Below are 23,265 nucleotides of genomic sequence, written 5' to 3' on the forward strand. Positions count from 1 at the left end.
CCCATACGCGCGTTCATCATTCCGCGGCCGCCCACACCGGGCGGCCGTTTTCGTGATCCTGGTCTCCCGGCGCGGGCGTTCGTCCGTACCCCAGAAGGAGATCGACATGACGACCACCCGCCGCCTGACCGGTTTCAAGCCCACCGGCCACCTGCATCTCGGCAATCTGCTGGGCGCTCTGCGCCCGCTGCTGGCCGTGCAGGGCACCACCGATTCCATCGCGCTCATCGCGGATCTGCACGCGATGACCCTGGAGCACGATCCCGAGCGGGTACGCGCCCTCACGCTCGAACAGGCGACGGTCATGCTGGCCGCCGGCGTGGACCCGGAACGCACCCCGATCGTCGTGCAGTCGCACGTCCCCGAGCACACCGAGCTGCACTATCTGCTGGAATGCGTGACCGGGTTCGGCGAGGCGGCCCGCATGATCCAGTTCAAGGAGAAGTCGGCCGGCGGCGGTCATGTGCGTCTGAGCCTGCTGACCTATCCGGTGCTGATGGCCGCCGACATCCTGCTGCACGACGTCGTCCAGGTGCCGGTCGGCGAGGACCAGAACCAGCACCTGGAACTGGCCCGCACGATCGCGACCAGGTTCAACAGCCGTTACGGGCCGACCTTCACGGTGCCCGAGGGGGTCCGTCCGGAGGCCGCCGCCCGGGTGATGGATCTCGCCGAACCGACCACCAAGATGGGCAAGAGCACCGGAAGCGGGCGGATCGCGCTCCTCGACCCGCCGGACGTGGTGCGCCGCACGATCGGACGGGCGGTCACCGACGAGCTGGCCGAGGTCCGCCGCGATCCGGAGAAACAGCCCGGCGTCACCAACCTGATCGACATCCTGGCAGCGTGCACCGGGCGCGAACCGGCCGACACGCACTCCTACGGAGCACTGAAACGCGAGGTCACCGACGCGGTCGAGGCTCTTCTCGCGCCCATCCGGGCGCGGCACGCCGAACTCGCCGCAGACCCCGGGCACGTTCGGAAGATCTTGGCGGAGGGCGCGGCGCGGGTCCGTCCACGAGCCTCCGCGACGGTACGCCGTACGCGTACCGCCCTGGGCCTATTGAACTAACGCGGGCAGCCGCTTCTCGAACCACACCCGCCCCGGGGCCGACGGCGTGATCTGCCGGTACCCGGACGACTGATAGAGGGCGATCGCCGCGGACAGTCCGGCCGCCAGCTCCAGCCGGAGCAGGGACCGGCCCGCGGCGAGCGCCTCCTCCTCGATCGCCACGATCATCTGGCGGGCCAGGCCGCGGCCGCGGAAGGCCGGGCGGACGTACATCCGCCGCAGCTCGGCCGCGCCCGGGCCGAGCGCCTGCCACGCCCCGCACGCCACGGCACGGCCGTTCACCGCACCCACCAGATACGAGACGTCATCGCCGGGCTCGAATGTCCGGCCGCCCGCCAGGACGCCGGAGTCAGCCAGTTCACGCTGCTGGGCAGTGATGAGGGCGGCGAGTTCCGGGTCCAGCGAGGGGCGGATTTCGATCAGCACGTAGGTGACTCTAGGTGACGACCGTTTCCGGCGGGTTGCGCTGATCTGGCCGGATGCCTATTCGTCGGTGTCGCCCTCGATGTCATCCTCGTCACTCACCAGGACAGGGAGCTTCGAGTTCGTCACCGTGCTGACCGTGCCGTCGGCGGCCATGTGCACCATCTCGTCGTCGTTGCGGATCCGGCGCGCCTTACGGGCCGCGAGACGCTGCGCCGCCGACGGGCGGGTGTCGAGTTCCTCCAGGCGGGAGTCGGTGCCGCGCGGGCCGGAGACATACTCGCCGGCGTTGGGGTGCCAGTCGAACTCCCGCGTGCCGATCCGCACCGGGTCGCCGGCCTGCGCGCCCTTCTTGCCGAGCTCCGCCTCGACGCCGATCCGCTCCAGGCGGTCGCCGAGATAGCCGACGGCCTCGTCGTTGTCGAAGTTGGTCTGCTTGATCCAGCGCTCCACCTGGGCGCCCCGGATCACGAAGACGCCCTCGTCGTCCCGCTCGATGGTGAAGCCGGTGTCGTCGACCGCACGCGGGCGGATCACGATCCGGGTCGCCTCCTCGACCGGCTTGGCCGCACGGTAGTCGGCGACCAGCTTGGCCAGGGCGAACCCGAACTCACGCAGGCCCTCGCGGGTCATCGCACTGACCTCGAACACCTGGTAGCCCCGGGCCTCCAGGTCGGGGCGGACCATCTCGGCCAGGTCGCGGCCGTCCGGGATGTCGACCTTGTTGAGCACCACGATCCGGGGCCGGTCCTCCAGCCCGCCGTACGCCGCCAGCTCGGCCTCGATCGCGTCGAGGTCGGCCAGCGGGTCACGCTCGATCTCCGGCGCCGCCGCGTCCAGCACGTGCACCAGCACCGAGGTCCGCTCGATGTGCCGCAGGAACTGCATACCCAGGCCCTTGCCGGTGGCCGCGCCCGGGATCAGGCCGGGCACGTCGGCGATGGTGTAGGTCTGCTCGCCGGCTTGGACCACGCCCAGGTTCGGCACCAGCGTCGTGAACGGGTAGTCGGCGATCTTCGGCTTGGCCGCGGACATCACCGCGATCAGCGACGACTTGCCGGCCGACGGGAAACCCACCAGGCCCACGTCGGCGACGCTCTTCAGCTCGAGCACCACGTCCAGCTGGTCACCGGGCTCACCCAGCTCGGCGAAACCGGGCACCTTGCGCCGGGCGTTGGCCAGCGACGCATTGCCCCGGCCACCACGGCCGCCCCGGGCGACGGTGAACTCGGTGCCGGCACCGACCATGTCGGCCAGCACCTCGCCGTCCTCGGTCTGCACGACGGTGCCGTCCGGCACCTTGAGGATCAGGTCACGGCCGGTCGCGCCGTCCCGGTTCGCGCCCGCTCCGCCACCGCCGTTGTTGGCCTTGATGTGCGGGTGGAAGTGGAAGTCCAGCAGGGTGTGCTGCTGCGGGTCCACCACCAGGGTGATGCTCCCGCCGTGCCCGCCGTTGCCGCCGTCCGGCCCGCCGAGCGGCTTGAACTTCTCCCGGTGCACGGAGGCACAGCCGTGGCCGCCGTCACCCGCCTGCAGGTGCAGCACTACCCGGTCGACGAACGTGGTCACTTCAAGCTCCTACTGCTGGTGGCTGGGCGCTGACGACCAGCCGCCGGGTTCAGGGAAAACGACAGCGGGCCGCGGACCCGAGGGTCCACGGCCCGCTGTAGAGAAAATCTACTGCGCGACCGGCACGATGCTGACGGTCTTGCGACCGCGCGCGGTGCCGAACTGGACGTTGCCGGCGGCGAGCGCGAACAGCGTGTCGTCGCCGCCACGGCCGACCAGGTCGCCGGGGTGGAACTTCGTGCCCCGCTGGCGGATCAGGATCTCGCCGGCGTTGACGAGCTGGCCACCGAACCGCTTGACACCGAGTCGCTGGGCAGCGGACTCACGGCCGTTACGCGAGCTGGATGCACCCTTTTTGTGAGCCATGGCGCGCCTACTTCCCGGTCTTGATGCCGGTCACCTTGACGCGGGTCAGCGGCTGACGGTGCCCCTGGCGCTTGTGGTAGCCGGTCTTGTTCTTGAACTTGTGGATCCGGATCTTCGGACCCTTGGTGTGCTCGGCGATCTCGCCGGACACCGTAACGTTGGCAAGCTTGGCCGCTTCGGTCACCAGGTTGTCACCGTCGACGAGGAGGACCGCGGCGAGGGTCAGGGCGTCGCCGGGCTGACCCGCGAGCTTCTCGACCTCGATCACGTCGCCCTCGGCAACCTTGTACTGCTTGCCGCCGGTCTTGACGATCGCGTACATCGGACGCGGACTCCCTGAGACTTACGCAGCCGCATGGCTGCTGGCGGATGGTGCTGAGAATCCGGCAGGCGCTCAAGAGAACCCGGAGCGCGCACGGAGCTAGCGCCGAAAAGGCGCCGTCGGAAAGACTACTTCATCGCGGGGCCGAGACCCAAACCGGGCTGTCACCCGCGGCCGCAGGCCTTGTCCAGCACGGCGTGCAACTCGGCCAGCTTCTTGTCGTTGATCTTGGAAACGTCCCCCTTGAGAGCCGTGACCTGCGCCCCCATCGCACCGAGCGCCTTCTTCACCGCGGGGTCGGCGGCCAGCTTCGACATGTCGAGCAGAGCGAAGGAGAAGCTCTCCAGATCGCGGGTGACCTTCTCCTGCGCACGGGCTTTCGACTCCTTGCTCTCGGCGGCCGCTTTGATCAGGAGCTGGTAGTCCTCGGCGAAGGTCTTGCCGAAGTCGTTGCTGGTCCGGCTGGCCTGGGCACAGATGGCCTCGGTGTCCTCGGAGAGCGCGGTGTCGGTCGGCTTCTCGGTCTGCTCCGCGGCGACCGCACTACCACCCGCCACGGCGGGAGTGGGCGCCTGGGCGGCCGGGGACGACGGCTCGTCGCCGCCGGAGCAGCCGGTCAGCAGAAGGGCGGAGATCGCCACCACGGCGAGGGCAGGGATACGCATGGGACTCGGTCTCCTCGGGGGACAGGGATCGATCCCGCAGAGGGTAACGGAAAACCCGGCCAGGTAGTTAACTTTCTTTACAAGTAACTACCTGGCCGGGTTCCTACAGCTCAGGGACGCGTACGCCGCCTCGTGCCGCCGCGACGCGACCGCCGGCGGGTGCCCGTGCCGGCGCCCACCACATCGTCGTCCTCGTCGTCCTCCGCCGCGTCGGGATCGTCCGCGCCGACCAGCCGCATCGGCTCGTCCTCCGGCGTGTGCGAGCCGTTCGGCTCGTCCTCCGCCGGGTACGTGCCGTTCTGCTCGGCCGGGCTGTCGTAACGCGACAGGTCGTACCCGCTGATGTCGTAGTCGTCGTCATCGCTCGACGTGGTCAGCGCCGGCTTCGGCGCCCGCCGGACGATGCCCGAACCCGCGACCGGAGCGGCCGGAGGCACCTCGGCCACCTCGGCGGCCGGGCCCGGCTCCACGACGGTGACCGGCTCCACCACCGCGACCGGCTCCACCACCGCCACCGGCTCGACGACCTCGGAGGTCTCCACGACCTCGGCGGCCGGCTCCACGACCGTCTCCACCGGCGCGCTGTCCGCGCCGCCGCGACGGCGCCGCTGGCGGGTCGCCGGCTGCTGCACGGGCGCCTCGGCACGCGTCGGCGCCGCGGCGGCGACCGCCTTCACCTGCGTGCTCGTGCCGCCACCGTTGCCGCCACCGCCGCCGTTCGGCCGCTTCTCCGGCACCGGCTCCGGGTGGATCACCACACCACGGCCCTTGCAGTGGTCACAGGTCTCGCTGAACGCCTCGAGCAGGCCCGCGCCGATCCGCTTCCGGGTCATCTGGACCAGACCGAGCGAGGTGATCTCGGTGACCTGGTGCTTCGTCCGGTCCCGGCCCAGGCACTCGGTGAGCCGCCGCAGCACCAGCTCGCGGTTGCTCTCCAGCACCATGTCGATGAAGTCGATCACCACGATGCCACCGAGGTCGCGCAGCCGCAGCTGGCGCACGATCTCCTCGGCCGCCTCCAGGTTGTTACGGGTGACCGTCTCCTCCAGGTTGCCGCCGGCACCGGTGTACTTACCGGTGTTGACGTCGACGACCGTCATCGCCTCGGTCCGGTCGATCACCAGGTGACCGCCGGACGGCAGGAAGACCTTGCGGTCCAGGCCCTTGAGGATCTGCTCGTCGATACGCCACTCGGCGAAGACGTCCGCCGTGCCGGTGTGCCGCCGCAGCCGCTCCACCAGGTCCGGGGAGACCGAGTCGAGGTAGTTCTCGACCTCGGCGTACGCCTGCTCGCCCTGCACCACGAGCTCGCGGAAGTCCTCGTTGAAGAGGTCCCGGACCACGCGGATGACCAGGTCGGGCTCCTCGGACAGTGCGCGCGGCGCGTTGCCCTCGGTGCTCCGGGCCTGGATGTCCTCCCACTGCGCCTGGAGCCGCTTGACGTCCCGGGCCAGTTCGTCCTCGCTCGCGCCCTCGGCCGCGGTCCGGACGATCACGCCGGCGCCGTCCGGCACCAGCTTCTTCAGGATGTCGCGCAGCCGCTTGCGCTCGTTGTCCGGCAGCTTGCGGCTGATGCCCGACGCGTTGCCGTTCGGCACGTAGACCAGGTGCCGGCCGGAGAGCGCGATGTGGCTGGTCAGCCGGGCGCCCTTGTGGCCGATCGGGTCCTTGGTGACCTGCACCAGCACCGAGTCACCGGAGCGCAGCGCCTGCTCGATCGAGCGGGCGCGCCCCTCCAGGCCGGTGGCGTCCCAGTTGACCTCACCGGCGTAGAGCACGGCGTTACGGCCACGGCCCACGTCGACGAACGCGGCCTCCATGCTGGGCAGCACGTTCTGGACCTTGCCCAGGTACACGTTGCCGACCATGGTGCCGGACGTCGCCCGGGCCACGTAGTGCTCGACCAGGATCCCGTCCTCCAGGACCGCGATCTGGGTACGGTCCTGCTTCTGCCGCACGACCATGACCCGGTCGACCGCCTCGCGACGGGCCAGGAACTCCGACTCACTCAGGATCGGCGGGCGGGTGCGACGCTGCTCACGGCCGTCCCGGCGGCGCTGGCGCTTGGCCTCGAGCCGGGTCGACCCGGAGACACCCTGCACCTCGTCGGAGGTCCGGCGCGGCTCGCGGACCCGGACCACGGTGTGCACGCCGTCCTCGATGCCACCGGTCTCCGTGTCACCGGAGCCCTTGCGGCGGCGGCGACGCCGGCGGCGGGTGACACCGTCGCCCTCACCGTCCTCGGCCTCCTCCTCGTCCTCGGCCTCGTCGGCGGACGCCTCGGCGCCCTCCTCCGCGTCGGACTCGGCATCGGCGTCGCCGTCCTCGGCCTCGTCGGACGGGCCCTTGCCCCGGCCGCGGCCACGACGGCCACGGCGACGGCGACGGCGGCCCAGGCCACCGTCCTCCTCGTCGTCGTCGCCCTCGTCGCCGTCCTCGACGTCGTCGGCGCTCTCGTCGGCCTCGTCCACGGCGGGTTCGGCCTCGGTGACCGCGATCTCGGCGGGCTCCTCGGCCGCGCCACGGCGACGGCGCCGGCTGCGGCGGGCGCCCTCGACGGGCTCCTCCGCGACGGTCTCGGCCTCGGCAGCCACCTCGGCGGCCACCGGCTCGGTCCCGGGCGCCTCCACGACGGCGGGTACGGCAGCCGTGGCGGCCGGACGACGCCGGCGGGTCGCCGGAGCGGCCTCGGCCTGGGTCGCCTCGGGCGGCATGAACAGCACCGCGGGCGGGAGGGCGGCACGGCGGGAGCGGGCCGGCTCCGGCTGCTCCTCCACGAAGTCGTCGTCGAGCGGGAGGATGCCGACGACCGGGACACCGGCGGCGCGGGCCGCGCTGGCGGCCTCCACGGCGGCGTCCTCGATGAGGGCGGCCTCGTCCTCCTCGGGGATCTCCTCCTCGACCGGGGCCGGCGGAGTGACCGCCACGGCGGCCGGGACGTCGACGGGAGCCGGGACGTCGGCAGGGGCCGGGGCCTCGATCAGCGCGGGCTGCTCGGCGGCCGGCTCCACCTTCTTACGGCGGGCCCGGGTGGCCTTCTTCACCGGCGCGGGCGGCGCCTCGGCGATCTCGGCGGCCGGACCGGCCGGCTCCTCGGGCGCCGGGGTCACGGGCGCCGGGGTGTCAGCCGCCGGTGCCTCGGCGGGGTCGGCCGGCGTCTCGGCGGCCGGCTCCACCTTCTTACGGCGGGCGCGCATGGCCTTCTTCACCGGCGCGACCGGCGTCTCCGGCGTGGCGGCNNTCGCCTCGATCGCGGCGGCGGGCTCGGCGGCACCGCCGGCTTCCGGGGCCTCCACGGGCGGCGCGGCGGCTTTACGGCGCGGGGCGCGCGTCCGGCGGGCCGGGGTCGTGCTTGCGGCGGTATCGCCGGAAGGAGTGGTAGCTCCGTCCGGTTCGCCGCCCTGATCACCCAGGTTGACTGGGGGCTCGTTATCGAGCATGGGGCGCTCTCCAGTTCTCGGCGACCCCGGGCGCGGGTAAGCGCTGCCACGCAGGGTCGCTGCAAAGTTTTTCGGGCCCGACCCACACAGGCCGAGCTTGCCGAAGTCTGCCAGCGAACACATCTCAACCTGGCATCAGCCGAAGACCACCGGTCCGATGTACGGCTCCGGGTGTTGCCCGCCTCGCCACGTTGAAAAACGTTCTCGTCGAACGCCGGCCGGCCTCCCGGCTAGCGTTCTCCGATGCCGACGTCCACGCGATCCGCGTCCAACGGATCAGCGATCTCGCCCTGCGCGGTGAGTGTGCCCTGGGCCAGCCGGGTCACCCGTGGGGGCACCGGCGGCTCCAGGCCGGCCACCACGCGCAGGCCGGAGAGGACGTCATCGGGCCGCACGGCGGGAGTCACCTGCCGTACGACAAGGTCGATTATCGCACACGGTACCGCAACGGCCTCGGAAGGTAGGTCCGGCGCACCGGCCACCTCGCACCGCGTGACGGCCGCCCGCGCGTCGAAACTGCGGCGGCCCTGCTTGGTCATGCGCTCCACCAGGACTTCCGAGGAGCCGAGGAACGCCTCGACGGCCTTCTCCACCTCGGCGTCCTCGACACCCGGCAGCTCCAGCCGCCAGCGGGAGGCATCGATCCGGTCGGCCAGGCTGCCCGGGCCGGCGATCACCGCCTCCAGCACGTCCAGGCCCGGGGAGAGCGCGGCATCCAGCGCGACGCGCAGCTCCTCCGGGTCGACCGGGGCCTGCAGGCCGATCTCCAGGTACTCCGCCTCACTGCCGACCCCGGTGGGGGCGGCGCTGGCGTACGAGATCTTGGGGTGTGGGGTGAAGCCCTGCGAGAAGGCGATCGGCACGTTCGCACGGCGCAGCGCCCGCTCGAAGGCACGGGCGAAGTCACGGTGCGAGGTGAAGCGCAGTGGGCCACGCTTCGCGTACCGGAGGCGGATCCGCTGGACGACCGGGGCCTGGCCGCCGACGGGCTGGTTCTTCGGGGGAATGTCTCTCTCCTAAGCGGGAACCCGCAGGTTGTTGACGGGAGTCAGGGGCAGCAGCTTCTTGCCGGTCGGGCCGATCTGGATCTCGGTGTCCATCGACGGGCAGACGCCGCAGTCGAAGCACGGGGTCCAGCGGCAGTCGTCCTGCTCGTACTCGCTCTTGGAGTCCTGCCAGTCCTGCCAGAGCCAGTCCTTGTCGAGGCCGGAGTCGAGGTGGTCCCAGGGCAGGACCTCCAGCTCCTCGCGCTCGCGAGTGGTGTACCAGTCCAGGTCGACGCCGAACTCCGGCAGCACCTCGGCCGCCGCCTCGACCCACCGGGCGTACGAGAAGTGCTCGGACCAGCCGTCGAACCGGCCGCCCTTCTCCCAGGTCCGGAGGATGACCTTGCCGACCCGGCGGTCGCCGCGGGACAGCAGGCCCTCGATCAGCGACGGCTCGCCGTCGTGGTAGCGGAAACCGATCGCCCGGCCGAGCGAACGGTCGGCGTTGATCGCGTTCTTGAGCATCTTGAGCCGGCCGTCGATGGTCTCCGGCGTGTCCATCGGCGCCCACTGGAACGGGGTGTGCGGCTTGGGCACGAACCCGCCGATCGACACCGTGCAGCGGATGTCCTTGGTGCCGGCGGCCTCACGGCCGGCCCGGATCACCTCGTGCGCCATCTCGGCGATCTCCAGGACGTCCTCGTCGGTCTCGCTGGGCAGGCCGCACATGAAGTACAGCTTCACCTGGCGCCAGCCGTTCGAATACGCCGTGACGACCGTCCGGATCAGGTCCTCCTTGGTCACCATCTTGTTGATGACCTTGCGGATCCGCTCCGAGCCGCCCTCGGGGGCGAAGGTGAGACCGGTCCGCCGCCCGTTGCGCGACAGCTCCTGGGCCAGGTCGATGTTGAACGCGTCGACCCGGGTGGACGGCAGCGACAGCGAGACGTTGGTGTCCGCATACTGCTCGGCCAGGCCGGAGCACATGTCACCGATCTCGGAGTGGTCGGCGCTGGACAGCGAGAGCAGGCCGACCTCGCTGTAGCCGGAGAACTCCAGGCCCTCCTTGACCATCTGGCCGACCGTGGTGATCGACCGCTCCCGCACCGGGCGGGTGATCATGCCGGCCTGGCAGAACCGGCAACCCCGGGTGCAGCCGCGGAAGATCTCCACGGCATAGCGCTCGTGGACCGTCTCGGCCAGCGGGACCAGGGGCTTCTTCGGGTACGGCCAGGCGTCCAGATCCATCGTGGTCCGCTTCGCCACCCGGAACGGCACGTCCGGCCGGTTCGGCACGACCCGCTGGATGCGCCCGTCGGGCAGGTAGTCGACGTCGTAGAACCGGGGCACGTAGATGCTCTCGGTCCGGGCCAGGCGCAGGAGCAGCTCGTCACGCCCGCCGGGACGCCCCTCGGCCTTCCACTCCCGGATGATCCCGGTGATCTCGAGGACCGCCTCCTCGCCGTCGCCCAGCACCGCGGCGTCGATGAAGTCGGCGATCGGCTCCGGGTTGAAGCTGGCGTGCCCACCGGCCAGGACGATCGGGTGGGACTCGTCACGGTCGGCGCTGTCCAGCGGGATGCCGGCCAGGTCGAGCGCGCTGAGCATGTTGGTGTAACCCAGCTCGGTGGCGAACGACAACCCGAACACGTCGAACGCCGTCACCGGCCGGTGCGCGTCGACGGTGAACTGGGGGACGCCGTTCTCCTTCATGAGCGCCTCGAGGTCCGGCCACACCGAGTAGGTGCGCTCGGCGAGCACGTCCTCCTGCTCGTTGAGCACCTCGTAGAGGATCTGCACACCCTGGTTGGGCAGGCCGACCTCGTAGGCGTCCGGATACATCAGAGCCCACCGGACGGTGGTCGCGTCCCAGTCCTTGACGACGGCACCGAGCTCGCCGCCCACATACTGGATCGGTTTGCTGACCCGGGGCAGCAGCTGCTCCAGCTGCGGGAAGACGGAACTCACGCTCATGGGTGTCCAGGGTACGCGGACTACCCGCCCAGTTCCGTCGCGGCCCGGTCCAGGTCGGTGGCGAGCAGGTCGGCCCGGAAGGCGCAGAGCTGCAGCGTCATCCGTGCGGCCCCACGCTCCCCGACGACCAGGCGGATCGGTTTCCCCCGGTCGTCCAGGTCGCCCACGATGAAATCGAGGAGCCGCACCCCGGCGCTGTCCAGGAACGAGACCGCGGTCAGGTCGATCAGCACCGCACTGGCCGACGTGGTCCGCGCCACGATGGCCCGGCCGATGTCATTGGCGTTGGCCAGATCGATCTCACCCTTCAGGTGGACGAGATCGGCGACCCCACGGCGGGAGAAACTGACCCACTGGTCCGTCATTGCTCACCCCTGTGCCGGCGCATGATCACCGTCGTACCCTCCCCCGCCCGGTCGAAGGACACCTCGTCCATCGACTCGTAGATCAGTTGCAGTCCCCGCCCGCGGGCGACGTCGGAGCCCGGACCGCGCCAGCGGCCCCGGTCGGTGACCCGGATCTCCACGGTGCCGGAGCTGATCGTGGCGACCACGTCGACCACGCCGAACGGGTCGTCCTCGTAGCCGTGCTCGATCGAGTTGGCGACCGCTTCGGAACAGGCCAGCAGCACCGCGTTCAGGCAGTCCGGGTCGACGCCGTGACCGGCCAGCCAGCCACGCATGTCGGCACGGAGCAGCGCTATCTGCAGGGGGTCGGCGCCGATCGAGCGTTCCAGCCGCTCCTCGGTGCCGAGCGTGAGGCAGAGCAGGCACACGTCGTCGCCGTGGTCCCGGCCGACCAGGGTGTCGGCCAGTCCCGCGGTCAGGCCCTTGAGCGGCGCGTCCCGCAGCCGGGCGTACTCCCGGGCGAGGATCTCGAATCCGCGGTCGATGCCCCGGCCACGGCGCTCGATCAGGCCGTCGGTGTAGAGCAGCAGACGGCTCCCGGCGGGCAGCCGCATCCGGTGCTCGACCCGGCGCAGGTCGCCGGCCCGGGAGCCGAGCGGTGCCGACCGGGCCTGCAACAGGTACTGCGGCGAGCCGGCCGGCTCGTGCAGCAGCGGCGGCAGGTGACCGGCGCAGGCGAACGCCATCTCGCTGCTGAGCAGGTCGACCTCGGCGTAGACCAGGGTCGCCATCCGGGCCGAGTCGACCCGGTCACAGAACCGGTCCAGGCCCTCCAGCAGCCGGGCCGGCCCGTTCTCGGCCGACGCCAGCGCCCGGATCGCGCTGCGCAGCTGGCCCATCGTGGTGGCCGCCTCGATGCCCCGGCCGACCACGTCGCCGACCACCACGGCCAGCTTGTTCGCGGTGATCAGGAAGGCGTCGTACCAGTCGCCGCCGACCTCCATGTCCTGCGCCGCGGCCTGGTAGTGGGTCTCCACCACGAACCGCGGGTCGGTGCCGGGCACGTCCGCGGCGAGCAGGCTGCGCTGCAGGGTCCTGGCGATGGCCCGCTCCTGCTCGTAGAGCCGGGCGTTCTCACAGGCCAGGGCGGCACGGTCGGCCAGGTCGATCAGGAACAGCCGCTCGGCCTCGGCGCCGCGGCGGTCCGGCACCATCCGGAGGGCGAGAGTGCCGAGCACCCGGCCGCGGACGATGAGCGGGAGCACGGTGCAGCCCACCCCGTCACCGTCGACGGCGAAGACGGGCGCCGCCGTCTCGACCGCCTCGGCCGTCCGCGCCTCGAGCTGAGCCGGATCGGGCGCCGGACCACCGTGGTGCTCGACCAGTCCGGCCGGCCCCACCTGGAGCCGCACCAGGGCCCAGTCGGCGATCTCCGCCACCACCCGCTCGACCAGCCGGCGGGCCCGCTGGAGCAGCCGGTGCTCCTCGTCGAGCGCGCGGGTGGTCCGGGCCAGGAAGGACGCCCGGTCCTCGCGCCGCCGGGCGTCGTCGTAGAGCCGCGCCCGGTCCAGTGCCTGACCGGCCTGCTGTCCGAGCAGCCGGATCACCCGGAGCTCACCGTCGGTGAGGACCCGCTCGTCACGGAAACTGAACGCGAGGACGCCCAGCACCGACGGGGCGCCGTGGTCGTCAGCCGGCCCCGTGGTCAGCGGCAGCAGCACCACGGTGCCCCGCTCGGACCGGCGCATCGACTCGGCCAGGTCCGGGAAGTGCGCCTCGGCCTCGGCCAGCGTCGCGATCACGTGCAGGTCGCCGCGGCGGGCCACCTCGGCCACGGCACGGGTCGACGAGCGGGGCATGTCGTCCCAGTTGCCGGTGGTCGGATCGGTCGACGCCACCGCGACCAGCTCGTCCCGCTCCAGGTCGACCAGGTAGATGCTGGTGCTCGTGGCCTGGAAGGCGGGCTCCGGCGCGCGGACCACCGCCTCCGCGACCTCGGCCTCGGTCGGGGCCGCCGCCAGGTCGGCCACTATCTGCTGCAGCACCTGGACACGTTGCTCGGACGACTCCGCGGCCCGGCGGGCGGCGAGCAGCTCGCGCTCGTAGCTGCGCCGCTCGGTGACGTTGAAGAGCATCGTGCGGATCAGCCGGGGTGTCCCGGTCGGGCCGCGCTCCAGCACCGAGTTGACCAGGGTGGGCAGCCGGCGCTTGTCGGCGCCGACCACCTCCAGAGCGATCTCGTGCACCTCACCCTGCATCACCAGCAACGGCGCGTAGTGCGTCTCGTGGTAGATCTGGTCACCCGGAGTCAGCAGGTCACGGAACCGTTTATGACCGATCAGATCGGCCCGGGCGTATCCGGTCCACGTCAGGAAGGTCTCGTTGACCCGGACGACGGTGCCGTCCGGAAGCGTCGTCAGGTAACCACACGGCGCATGTTCGTACAGGTCCTCGGGATCGTCGTCCCAGGGCAGTCGCAACTCCTGTGTCACGTCCGGCCCACCAGAATCACTCACGCCAATGCTCCGCCGATCATGCCCGCTGTCTACAACCAGGACTTGATGGCGTCAACCGTTTCCTCCGGCGCGCTCAGATTCGGACAGTGACCGGTCGCGTTCAGCGCCGTGAAAGTGCTGTCCGGTGTGTTCTTGTGGACGTACTCACCGACCACGGTGGGGGCGATGACGTCGTCCGAGCACTGCAGGATCAGCGACGGGACCCGCAGGTTCGGCAGATCGGCGCGGTTGTCGGAGAGGAACGTGACCCGGGCGAACTTCCTGGCGATCTCCGGGTCGGTGGCGCAGAAGCTGTTCGTCAGCTCCTCGCCCAGCTCGGGACGCTCCGGGTTGCCCATGATGACCGGGGCCATCGCGGTCGACCAGCCCAGATAGTTCGAGTCGAGGGACTCCAGGAGGCCGTCGATGTCCTGCCGGGAGAAGCCGCCCACGTAGCCGGCCGATTCGTCGTCGATGTAGCGCGGGGACGGGCCGACCATCACGATCCCGGCGAACCGCTCCGGCTCCCGGACCGCGGCCAGGACGCCGATCATCGCGCTCACCGAGTGACCGACGAAGACCACGTCGCGCAGATCGTTCTCCCGGACGATGTCCAGGACGTCCTCGGCATAACCGGTCAGGCTGCCGTGCCGGGAGTCCCGATAGGCGGAGAGATCGGACCGGCCGCTGCCGATGTGGTCGAACAGGACGATCCGATGGGTGTCCTGGAACGCCGGGGTGACGAACCGCCACATGTTCTGGTCGCAGCCGTACCCGTGCGCGAACATCATCGGCCGGTTCGACTCGGCGCCCGAGATCGTTACCGCGTTTCTCTGCGTCGTACCCATGCGATTCCGGCGCACCGCTGGAGACCGGCGCGCCCCTCCCTCCTCCAGCGAATGAGGTGTCGCATGCCCGAGTGACCCCGGGCACTATCCGGCCCTCGGGGCCGGCACGATGCCAAGTCCGGGTAACCATACGACTCCGGAGCGTTTCGCACATCGCCCTCGTTGTCCGCCATTCATGTCTGCCGGCCGGATTCCGACCCGGTGTCCCACTGGCACACCCGGCCTAACCTGGGACGGGAGTGCTGCCTTCAGCCGCGCGGGAGGAGATCGATTTCATGGCCGACCAGCAGCCGGGTGACACCGCCCCGGCGGCCGGAGTGCCCGACCCCACCCGGTTCGCCGGTCCCGGTGAGCCGCCGACCGCCGATGTCCCCGGTTGGTGGAGCGGCGCCGCGGCGGTTCCCGACATCGCACCGCGCCGGTCCCTGTGGTCCCGCATGGTGGACCGGATCAACGGCACCGGACCGGCCGATCCGGACGATGACCGCACCACGATCCCGGCCGTCGATCCGTGGGCCGATCAGGACACTCCGGTCTGGCCGGACGCCTACACCACCCCGCCGGCGCCCCTGCCGCCGACGCGCATCGAGAACCCGGCACCGACGCGGGTGGAGAAGCCGGCCCGGGTGCAGAAGCCGCCCCGGGTGGAGACGCCGCCCCGGGTGGAGACGCCGCCCCGGGTGGAGACGCCGGCTCGCGAGGAAGAGCCGGTGCAGACGCCGGGCGTCACACCGTCGCCCATCCCCGCGCCCGGGACGTATCCGCCCCCGGCCGGCGGCACCGGCCTGCCGCCACTGATCCCGCCGAAGCTGCGCGCGTGGGGCCGCCGGGCCGCCGAGAAGGGACAGCAGGCCGCGGCCGACGCCCCCGACCGGCTGCGGTCACTGGGCCAGCAGGCCGCGGCGACGGGTCAGCGGGTGGCGGCCGACGCTCCTGATCGGTTGCGGTCACTGGGTCAGCAGGCGGCGGCGAAGGGCCAACAGGTCGCCGCCGGCGCTCCGGGCCGGTTGCGCCTGCTGAGCCGCCGCCCCGCCGCACCGGCCGCCCCGCCGCGGATCCCGGTCCAGCCCCGTACTCCCGTCGCCGCGCCGCGCACTCCCGTCGCCGCGCCGTGGACTCCCCCACGGCCGCGCCGCCGGCGGCGGTTCCGCAAGTTCACCCTGCTCCTGGTGGTCGTCGCGGCGCTGGCCGGTGTGTACTGGTACGTGCCGGGCCTCCGCCAGTACCCGGTGACGGCCGTCCTGCCGGACTCGTTCTCCGACCTGAGCCTGCGCGACAACGAGGCCGGCCGCCGCGCCGCCGAGAAACTCGCCGACCAGTTGCAGGGCGCCGACGGCAGCACGTTCGCCGGCGTCTACACCGACGCCCGCGGCAAACGGGTCACCGTCTTCGGGGTCACCGGCCTGCGCCTGACCCCTTCCACCGACGTGGACGCCCAGCTCAGCCGCCTGGCCGACTCACTCGGCCTGAAAAATGTCGAATCCTTCGACCTCGGCGAGTTCGGCGCACACCAGCGGTGCGGTACCGGCCGCCTGGACGGCACCTCGGTCGTCGCCTGCACCTGGGCCGATCATGGCAGTCTCGCCACGGTGCTGCTGACCCGCCGATCCCTGAGCGAGAGCGCGGTGCTCGTCGCGGGCCTGCGCGAAACGGTCCTCGTTCCGGCCTGAAAACCTTCATACGGTACGGCTACCCGTCCCGTTTCGGGTCGGCCCGCGAGGCAGGCGGCCCGTCCGGGCCGGCAGCGCGGCCGCCGGGCTGAAGGCGTCCGCCGGGCTGAAAGCTTCCGCCGGACCAAAAGCTTCCGCCGGACCGAACGAGGCCGCCGGACCGAACGAGGCCGCCGGACCGAAAGCTTCTGTTGGGACCGAAAGCTTCCGCCGGGCCGAGGGCGTCCATCGGTGACCGAACGTCACGCCCGTGCGGCGCGCCGCGGTCGCGCGTGTCACCCGCATCGCGCCCCAGCACGAGGCGGGACGGGTGGCCGTACCAAATTATTCGGTTTCTTCGCGTTTCGGGGCGTAGCGCGGAATGTATTCCTGACCGGTCAGTTTCTGGATCTCGGTCATCACGTGATCGGTGAGCTCGCGCAGCGCGGTCCGGTCGTCGGAGCGCCCGACCGTCTCGATGGGCTTGCCGAACTTGACCGAGATCACGCCGCGCTCCAGCTTGGGCACCAGGCGGCCGATCGGCTGGACCTTGTCGGTGCCGGCCACGCCGACCGGGATGATCGGGACGCCGGCGGCCACGGCCAGGCGGGCGACGCCGGTGCGGCCGCGGTAGAGGCGGCCGTCGGGTGACCGGGTGCCCTCGGGGTAGACGGCGATCAGGTCGCCGCCCCGCAGCGCCGGGATCGCCGCGTCGAAGGCGGTGAGCGCGGCCCGGCCGCCCTCGCGCTCGACGCGGATCGCGCCGAGGCCCTCCATCAGCTTGCGGTTGAGGAAGCCCTTGACGCCGGTGCCGGTGAAGTAGTCGGACTTGGCCCAGAAGGCCAGGTGGCGAGGGACCACGGTGCCCAGGAGGAGTTCGTCGGCGACGGAGAGGTGGTTCCCCGCGAAGATCGCGCCGCCGGTGAGCGGGATGTTCTCGATGCCTTCGACGCGCGGTCGCCAGCCGACACTCAGGGTCGTGCCGACCGTGGCTTTGGCGATCGAGTAGAGCAGGGGCACTTCCGTCCTCCGGGACGCGTGGGGGGTGTGTGGTGCTGTGAGGTTAGCTGACAGTGGCCGGGAAGTACCTAGTGATCTTGGCTGGGCCCGGACGCCCGCCCCCTTGGAGGCGAACATCCGGGCCGATCGGTGGAATCAGACGGTGGTGACCGTCACCACGACCTGCTCGCCGTCGCCGACCTCGCCGGCGAACCCGTCGGTCAGCTCGGCGAACTCGACAGTGGTGGCGAGCGTCTCACCGGCGACGAAGTCCTGGAACGTCCCGACCGCCGCCCGGACCGCCGGCGAGGCCGACAGCACGAGGGTGATGCGGTCGCTGACGTCCAGGTCGGCGTCGCGGCGGGCCTGCTGCACGACGCGGATCACGTCACGGGCCAGGCCCTCGGTGGCCAGCTCGTCGGTGACGACCGTGTCGAGGACCACGACACCTCCCCCGGCCGGCAGCGGCGCGGAGTTCTCCACGTCGGCCGCGACCAGCTTCAGCTCGTACTCTCCCTCGGCCAGGGTGACGCCGGCCGCGACCGGTGCGCCGTCGGCGAGTTCCCACTCACCGGCCTTGACCGCCTTGATCACCTGCTGGACCTGCTTGCCGACCCGGGGGCCGAGCGCCCGGGGGACGACGGTCAGGACCTGCTGGCAGTACGCGGCGACGTCGTCGGTGAAGACCACGTCCTTGACGTTGACCTCGTCCTTGAGCAGGTCACCGAGACCGGCCAGCCCGCTTCCGTCGGCGGTCGCCACGGTGAGCGAGGCCAGCGGCAGCCGGACCCGGAGGCCCTTCGCCTTGCGCAGCGACAGGGCCGCCGAGGCGACGTCCCGGATCGCGTCCATCGAGGCGACCAGCTCGTGGTCGGCCGGGAACGCGTCCGCCGAGGGCCAGTCGGTCAGGTGCACCGAACGGCCGCCGGTCAGGCCACGCCAGATCTCCTCGGTGGTCAGCGGCGCGAGCGGCGCCACCACCCGGGTGACCGTCTCCAGCACGGTGGCGAGGGTGTCGAAGGCGTCCTCGTCCCCCTCCCAGAAGCGGTCCCGCGACCGGCGTACGTACCAGTTGGTCAGTGCGTCGAGGTAGGACCGTGTGGAAGCGGCCGCACCCGAGATGTCGTAGTCGTCCATCTGCCTCTGGACGTCTTCCACCAGTTCCCGGGTCTTGGCCAGCACGTACCGGTCCAGCAGGTGCTCGGAATCTGTCCGGAATCTCGCTTCGTAGCCAGATGCGTTTGCATAAAGGCTGAAGAAGTACCAGACGTTCCAGAGCGGCAGCAGGACCTGGCGCACCGAGTCGCGGATGGCCGGCTCGGTGACCGGCATGTCCCCGCCCCGGAGCACCGGTGACGACATCAGCATCCAGCGCATCGCGTCCGAGCCGTACGTGTCGAACACCCGGTACACGTCCGGGTAGTTCCGCAGCGACTTGGACATCTTGCGCCCGTCCTCGCCCAGCAGGATGCCGTGGCTCAGGCAGTTACGGAACGCGGGCCGGTCGAACAGCGCCGTGGCCAGCACGTGCATGGTGTAGAACCAGCCGCGGGTCTGCCCGATGTACTCGACGATGAAGTCGCCCGGGTAGTGGTGCTCGAACCAGTCCTTGTTCTCGAACGGGTAGTGCACCTGGGCGAACGGCATCGACCCGGACTCGAACCAGCAGTCCAGCACCTCGGGGACACGGCGCATCGTCGACTGCCCGGTCGGGTCGTCCGGGTTGGGCCGGGTCAGCTCGTCCACGTACGGCCGGTGCAGGTCGGTGACCTTGACCCCGAAGTCGCGCTCCAGCTCCTCGTAGGAACCGTAGACGTCGACGCGCGGGTACTGCGGGTCGTCCGACTTCCACACCGGGATCGGCGAGCCCCAGAACCGGTTCCGGGAGATCGACCAGTCGCGGGCGTTGGCCAGCCACTTGCCGAACGAGCCGTCCTTGATGTGCGCCGGGGTCCAGTTGATCTGCTGGTTCAGCTCGACCATCCGGTCCCGGAACTTCGTCACCGCGACGAACCAGGACGACACCGCCTTGTAGACCAGCGGGGTGTCGCAGCGCCAGCAGTGCGGGTACGAGTGGACGTACGCGTCGTGGCGCAGCACCACGCCACGCTCCTTCAGCACGGCGATCACCGGCTTGTTCGCGTCGAAGACCTGCAGGCCCTGGAAGTCCGGGACCAGCGAGGTGAAGCGGGTGTGCTCGTCGACGGTCACCACGGTCGGGATCCCGGCCGCGTTGCAGGCGTTCTGGTCGTCCTCACCGAAGGCCGGGGCCATGTGGACGACACCCGTGCCGTCCTCGGTGGTGACGAAGTCGGCGCCGAGCACCTGGAAGGCGTTCTCCCCGGCCGGCTCCACGAGGAAGTCGAACAGCGGCGTGTACCGGCGCCCGACCAGGTCCCGGCCCAGCACGGTCCCGGTCTGCTCGAAACCTTCGAGCTCCTTGGCGTACGCACCGACGCGCCCCGCACCCAGCAGCAGCTTCTGCCCGTCCTTCTCGAGCACCGCGTACTCGATGTCCGGGCCGACCGCGAGCGCCAGGTTCGACGGCAGCGTCCACGGCGTGGTGGTCCAGACCGCGATGTCCTCACCGGTGTCCAGCCGGAACCGCACGGTCAGGGCCGGGTCGGTCCGGTCCCGGTAGACGTCGTCCATCCGGGTCTCGGTGTTGGACAGCGGGGTCTCACAGCGCCAGCAGTACGCCAGAACCCGGAAACCCTCGTACACCAGGCCCTTGTCGTGCAGGGTCTTGAAGGCCCACATGACCGATTCCATGTACGCCGGGTCGAGGGTCTTGTAGTCGTCCTCGAAGTCCACCCACCGGGCCTGGCGGGTGACGTACTTCTCCCAGTCCTTGGTGTAGGCGAGCACCGACGCCCGGCAGGCCTCGTTGAACTTCTCGATGCCCAGGTCGACGATCTGCGCCTTGCTGGTGATGCCGAGCTGCTTCTCGGTCTCCACCTCGGCGGGCATGCCGTGGGTGTCCCAGCCGAAGCGCCGCTCGACATGCTTGCCACGCATCGTCTGGTAGCGCGGGACCAGGTCCTTCACGTACCCGGTGAAGAGGTGCCCGTAGTGCGGGAGGCCGTTGGCGAACGGCGGGCCGTCGTAGAAGACGTACTCGTTGGACCCGTTCTCGCCGGCGGGGTTCCGCGCGACGGACGCCTCGAAGGTCTTGTCCGCGGCCCAGTGGTCCAGGACCGCGCGCTCGACCGCCGGCAGATCCGGGCTGGCCGGAACGCCGGTGGCGTCGGTGTGTTTCGGGTAGGCCATTCTGGTGTTCCCCTCAAGCAGTTCACATGACGTGACTGCGAGGACGAGCTGGGATCAGCCCGCGGTACCACCTCGCTTGACGGTTCGTGGAGACCCGCCCGCTCATTCGCCGGATGCCTGCGCGGTCCGGTGTCCGCCCGGTTCTACTGGGATCCGAGGATCTTTTCTTCCGGAGGCTCCCCGGTGATGGCCGGTTCAAAGCCTGCGTGCCGACAACGATACCGGCCGCCCTCCGATTCCCTCGACCGCATTACCCCGCGGCGGCCGGCAGCGTCCGCGACCAGAGCGCCACCCCGTCCCGGTCCCGGAGGTGCACGGTCAGATCGCCGGAGGCGCCGTCGATCTCCACCTCACCGAAGTGCTGGAACCCGAGAGCCGGCGAGGTGTTCGCAACCGGCGGGGCGCTGACGAAGACCGCCTCCGGGCCGAACGTGCCGTCCAGCGCGTTGGGACCGAACGCGCCGGCGTGCGCGGGACCGGAGACGAACTCCCAGAACGGGGTGAAGTCCTGCACCGCGGCACGGGCCGGGTCGTAGTGGTGCGCGGCCGAGTAGTGCACGTCGGCGGTGAGGAACACGATGCCGGTGACACCGTGCCGGTGGGCGGCCCGCAGCACCTCGGCGAACTCCAGCTCACGACCCTTCGGGGCGCCCGGATCACCCTGGGCCACGCCCTCCTGAGCGGTCGCGCCGTCCGGAACGACCAGGCCGAGCGGCAGGTCGGCGGCGATCACCTTCCACGTGGCGCGACTGCGGCGCAGGCCCTCGATCAGCCATTCCCGCTGCTCCCGGCCGAGCAGGCCACGCGACGGGTCGGCGTACGTGTTGCCGTCGTTGGGATCCTTGACGGTGCGCATGTCCAGCACGAAGACGTCGAGCAGCGGGCCGTACGGGATACGCCGGTGGAGGGGCGCGGACGTGCCACCGATCGGGACCCACTCCAGGTAGGCCTGCTGTGCCCGGGCGGCGAGGACGTCCACCCGCTTCTCGGTGTAACGGGCGTCGGCCAGGATCTCGCCCGGGTACCAGTTGTTGGTGACCTCGTGGTCGTCCCACTGGTTGATCTGCGGCACCTCGGCGGCGAACCGGCGGTAGTGCTCGTCCAGCAGGTTGTAGGCGTACTGCCCGCGGAACTCGTCGAGAGTCTCGGCGACCTTCAGCTTCGCGTCGGTGAGCACGTTGCGCCACACCCGCCCGTCGGGGAGGGTCACCGTCTCGGCGAGCGGGCCGTCGGCGTACACCGTGTCGCCGCTGTGCAGCAGGAAGTCGGGCTGCCGGCGCCGCATCGACGCAAACGTCCGCATGCCGCCGAAGGCGGGGTCGATGCCCCAGCCCTGCCCGGCGACGTCGCCGGTCCAGACGAACCGGATGTCGCGGCGGCGGTCCGGTGCGGTGGTCAGCTCCCCGCCGACGGGCGAGCCGAACAGTCCGGGCCGCTCCAGGCTCTCCACCTTGACCCGGTAGAAGATCCGCTCCCCGGCGGGCAGTCCGCGCAGCCGCACCTTGCCGGTGAAGTCGGTGGCCGGGGTGACAACCGGGCCGCGGAGCACCCGGGATCCCCGGAAGTCGGGCCGCCGGCTGGTCTGCACCCAGAGCCGCCCGGGCCGGTCGGCCCGGCCCCAGACGACGGCCGAGCTCGCCGTGGCGTCGCCGCTCTGCACGCCGTGGGTGAGCATCGGCCGGGTGCCACCGGCGGAGAACGCGGGGGCTTCCAGGGCCAGGCCGGCGACGCCGCCCGCCACGCCGACCCGCAGCAGGTCACGCCGGGAGATCGAGGTCATACTGTGATACTTATCGATCGAATATGGCGTTCGGGTAGCCGTTCCCTAAACTCCCCGATGTGATCCGGATCGAACTCGACGAACCGACGCTGTCGCGTACCCGGATCGCGATCAGCCCGCTGCTGGAGGCGGTGTGCAGTCTCTGGCTGGTGGCCCGCGATCCGGCCGGCCTGCCGTGGCCGTTCGCCGACTGGGTGCGCAAGGCCCGCGAGATCCCGCTGCCCGCGCCGGCCCAGCTCTACCTGCATCTGCCGAAACGGATGCCAGATTTCGTCGCGCCGATGCCGCTCACCCCGGCGCCGACCATCGAGGAGCAGCTGGAGCTGCTGCGCCGCACCCCGGCCGAGGTGATCGACGCCCAGCTCGCGACCCACCAGCGGGACGGCCGGCTGCCGGAGCATCTGCACCAGTTCCGCGACGACCCGGAGACCGCGCTCGACCGGCTGGCCGACGGCCTGGCCACCTGGTGGGACGCCGCGGTGGCGCCGCGCTGGCCGGCCATGCGGGCCGCACTCGACGAGGAGGTGCTGCTCCGGGCCCGGGCGCTGGCCGCCGACGGGCCGGACGCGCTGCTCTCCCGGCTGCACGAGCGGATCATCTGGGAGCGGCCGGTCCTCACCCTGATCAAACGGCTGGATGCCGGGTTCACCGTGACCGGCAGCCGGGTGCTGCTGGTGCCGCTGATCTTCTCGCGCGGCGGGATGCTGTGCTCGACCGACGATCCCGGCACGCAGATGGTCACCTACCAGTCCCGGGGCGCGGCGCTGCTGGCCGACACCCCGGCCCCGGCGCCTGACGACCGGCTGGCCCTGCTGATCGGGCGGGGCCGGGCCACCGTGCTGCGCGCCTTGGTCGTCCCGTCCACCACCACCGGGCTCGCGGCCACGCTGGGCCTGGCGATGAGCACCGTCTCCGAGCACCTGGCCCACCTGCAGGCGGCCGGGGTGGTGCACCGGCGGCGGGCCGGGCGACGGGTCCTCTACGGCCTGGAACCGGCCGGTCTGGCGCTGGTGAACCTGCTCGGCGAGGATTCGGCCCGCACCGAATTCGTTTCCTGACA

17 protein-coding genes are annotated in these 23,265 nt (G+C 71.1%); 3 read left to right on the top strand and 14 right to left on the bottom strand.

Translation table 11 applies throughout. The annotated features are described in order from the left end of the window. The first annotated feature begins 106 nt into the window (after window positions 1-106). Window positions 107-1,072 (top strand): tryptophan--tRNA ligase, encoded by a 966-nt coding sequence (gene trpS, locus ACFO0C_RS46340; protein ID WP_378073269.1) that lies wholly within the window; start codon window positions 107-109, stop codon window positions 1,070-1,072. On the opposite strand, the gene ACFO0C_RS46345 is transcribed toward trpS, so the two are convergent. The 11 genes from ACFO0C_RS46345 to ACFO0C_RS46395 form a co-directional block, all read right to left on the bottom strand. Then, window positions 1,061-1,498 (bottom strand): GNAT family N-acetyltransferase, encoded by a 438-nt coding sequence (locus ACFO0C_RS46345; protein ID WP_378073270.1) that lies wholly within the window; start codon window positions 1,496-1,498, stop codon window positions 1,061-1,063. The genes trpS and ACFO0C_RS46345 overlap by 12 nt on opposite strands. 57 nt (window positions 1,499-1,555) lie before the next feature. Next, window positions 1,556-3,064, bottom strand: coding sequence for a GTPase ObgE (gene obgE / locus ACFO0C_RS46350; RefSeq protein ID WP_378073271.1), 1,509 nt, complete (start codon window positions 3,062-3,064; stop codon window positions 1,556-1,558). A gap of 108 nt (window positions 3,065-3,172) precedes the next feature. Next, entirely contained in the window at window positions 3,173-3,430 is a 258-nt protein-coding gene (gene rpmA, locus ACFO0C_RS46355) for a 50S ribosomal protein L27 (protein ID WP_109591577.1), read from the bottom strand. Window positions 3,431-3,437: 7 nt separating this feature from the next. Then, window positions 3,438-3,752, bottom strand: a complete 315-nt coding sequence (rplU, locus tag ACFO0C_RS46360) for a 50S ribosomal protein L21 (RefSeq protein ID WP_093621557.1) — start codon at window positions 3,750-3,752, stop codon at window positions 3,438-3,440. Window positions 3,753-3,916: 164 nt separating this feature from the next. Continuing rightward, window positions 3,917-4,417 carry a hypothetical protein gene (locus ACFO0C_RS46365; protein ID WP_378073272.1) on the bottom strand — a complete coding sequence of 167 codons (501 nt, stop codon included), beginning with the start codon at window positions 4,415-4,417 and terminating at the stop codon, window positions 3,917-3,919. A 110-nt stretch (window positions 4,418-4,527) separates the two neighbouring features. Further along, window positions 4,528-7,857, bottom strand: a complete 3,330-nt coding sequence (locus tag ACFO0C_RS46370; protein ID WP_378073273.1) for an Rne/Rng family ribonuclease — start codon at window positions 7,855-7,857, stop codon at window positions 4,528-4,530. Between the two features lie 230 nt (window positions 7,858-8,087). Beyond that, window positions 8,088-8,813 (bottom strand): TIGR03936 family radical SAM-associated protein, encoded by a 726-nt coding sequence (locus ACFO0C_RS46375; RefSeq protein ID WP_378073294.1) that lies wholly within the window; start codon window positions 8,811-8,813, stop codon window positions 8,088-8,090. Between the two features lie 60 nt (window positions 8,814-8,873). After that, complete coding sequence (locus tag ACFO0C_RS46380; protein ID WP_378073274.1) at window positions 8,874-10,817, bottom strand: TIGR03960 family B12-binding radical SAM protein; 1,944 nt, start codon at window positions 10,815-10,817, stop codon at window positions 8,874-8,876. 20 nt (window positions 10,818-10,837) lie between these two features. Next, window positions 10,838-11,182: an STAS domain-containing protein gene (locus ACFO0C_RS46385; protein WP_378073275.1), complete on the bottom strand. Its 345-nt coding sequence runs from the start codon at window positions 11,180-11,182 to the stop codon at window positions 10,838-10,840. Beyond that, window positions 11,179-13,680, bottom strand: coding sequence for a SpoIIE family protein phosphatase (locus ACFO0C_RS46390; RefSeq protein ID WP_378073276.1), 2,502 nt, complete (start codon window positions 13,678-13,680; stop codon window positions 11,179-11,181). The genes ACFO0C_RS46385 and ACFO0C_RS46390 overlap by 4 nt, the downstream gene beginning before the upstream one ends. A gap of 29 nt (window positions 13,681-13,709) precedes the next feature. After that, window positions 13,710-14,507: an alpha/beta fold hydrolase gene (locus ACFO0C_RS46395; protein ID WP_378073277.1), complete on the bottom strand. Its 798-nt coding sequence runs from the start codon at window positions 14,505-14,507 to the stop codon at window positions 13,710-13,712. A gap of 275 nt (window positions 14,508-14,782) precedes the next feature. Here ACFO0C_RS46395 and ACFO0C_RS46400 point away from each other — a divergent pair, with 275 nt between their 5' ends. Further along, window positions 14,783-16,177: a hypothetical protein gene (locus ACFO0C_RS46400; RefSeq protein WP_378073278.1), complete on the top strand. Its 1,395-nt coding sequence runs from the start codon at window positions 14,783-14,785 to the stop codon at window positions 16,175-16,177. Window positions 16,178-16,501: 324 nt separating this feature from the next. Here ACFO0C_RS46400 and ACFO0C_RS46405 read toward each other — a convergent pair whose 3' ends face one another. The 3 genes from ACFO0C_RS46405 to ACFO0C_RS46415 form a co-directional block, all read right to left on the bottom strand. Beyond that, entirely contained in the window at window positions 16,502-17,176 is a 675-nt protein-coding gene (locus ACFO0C_RS46405; protein WP_378073279.1) for a lysophospholipid acyltransferase family protein, read from the bottom strand. A gap of 135 nt (window positions 17,177-17,311) precedes the next feature. Beyond that, window positions 17,312-20,425, bottom strand: coding sequence for an isoleucine--tRNA ligase (gene ileS, locus ACFO0C_RS46410; protein ID WP_378073280.1), 3,114 nt, complete (start codon window positions 20,423-20,425; stop codon window positions 17,312-17,314). A 250-nt stretch (window positions 20,426-20,675) separates the two neighbouring features. Next, window positions 20,676-22,205 carry an alkaline phosphatase D family protein gene (locus tag ACFO0C_RS46415; RefSeq protein ID WP_378073281.1) on the bottom strand — a complete coding sequence of 510 codons (1,530 nt, stop codon included), beginning with the start codon at window positions 22,203-22,205 and terminating at the stop codon, window positions 20,676-20,678. A 59-nt stretch (window positions 22,206-22,264) separates the two neighbouring features. On the opposite strand from ACFO0C_RS46415, the gene ACFO0C_RS46420 reads away from it, so the two are divergent. Beyond that, window positions 22,265-23,263: an ArsR/SmtB family transcription factor gene (locus tag ACFO0C_RS46420; protein ID WP_378073282.1), complete on the top strand. Its 999-nt coding sequence runs from the start codon at window positions 22,265-22,267 to the stop codon at window positions 23,261-23,263. Window positions 23,264-23,265: the final 2 nt, after the last annotated feature.

The organism is Actinoplanes subglobosus (assembly GCF_042650585.1).
Classification (GTDB): Bacteria; Actinomycetota; Actinomycetes; order Mycobacteriales; family Micromonosporaceae; genus Actinoplanes; species Actinoplanes subglobosus.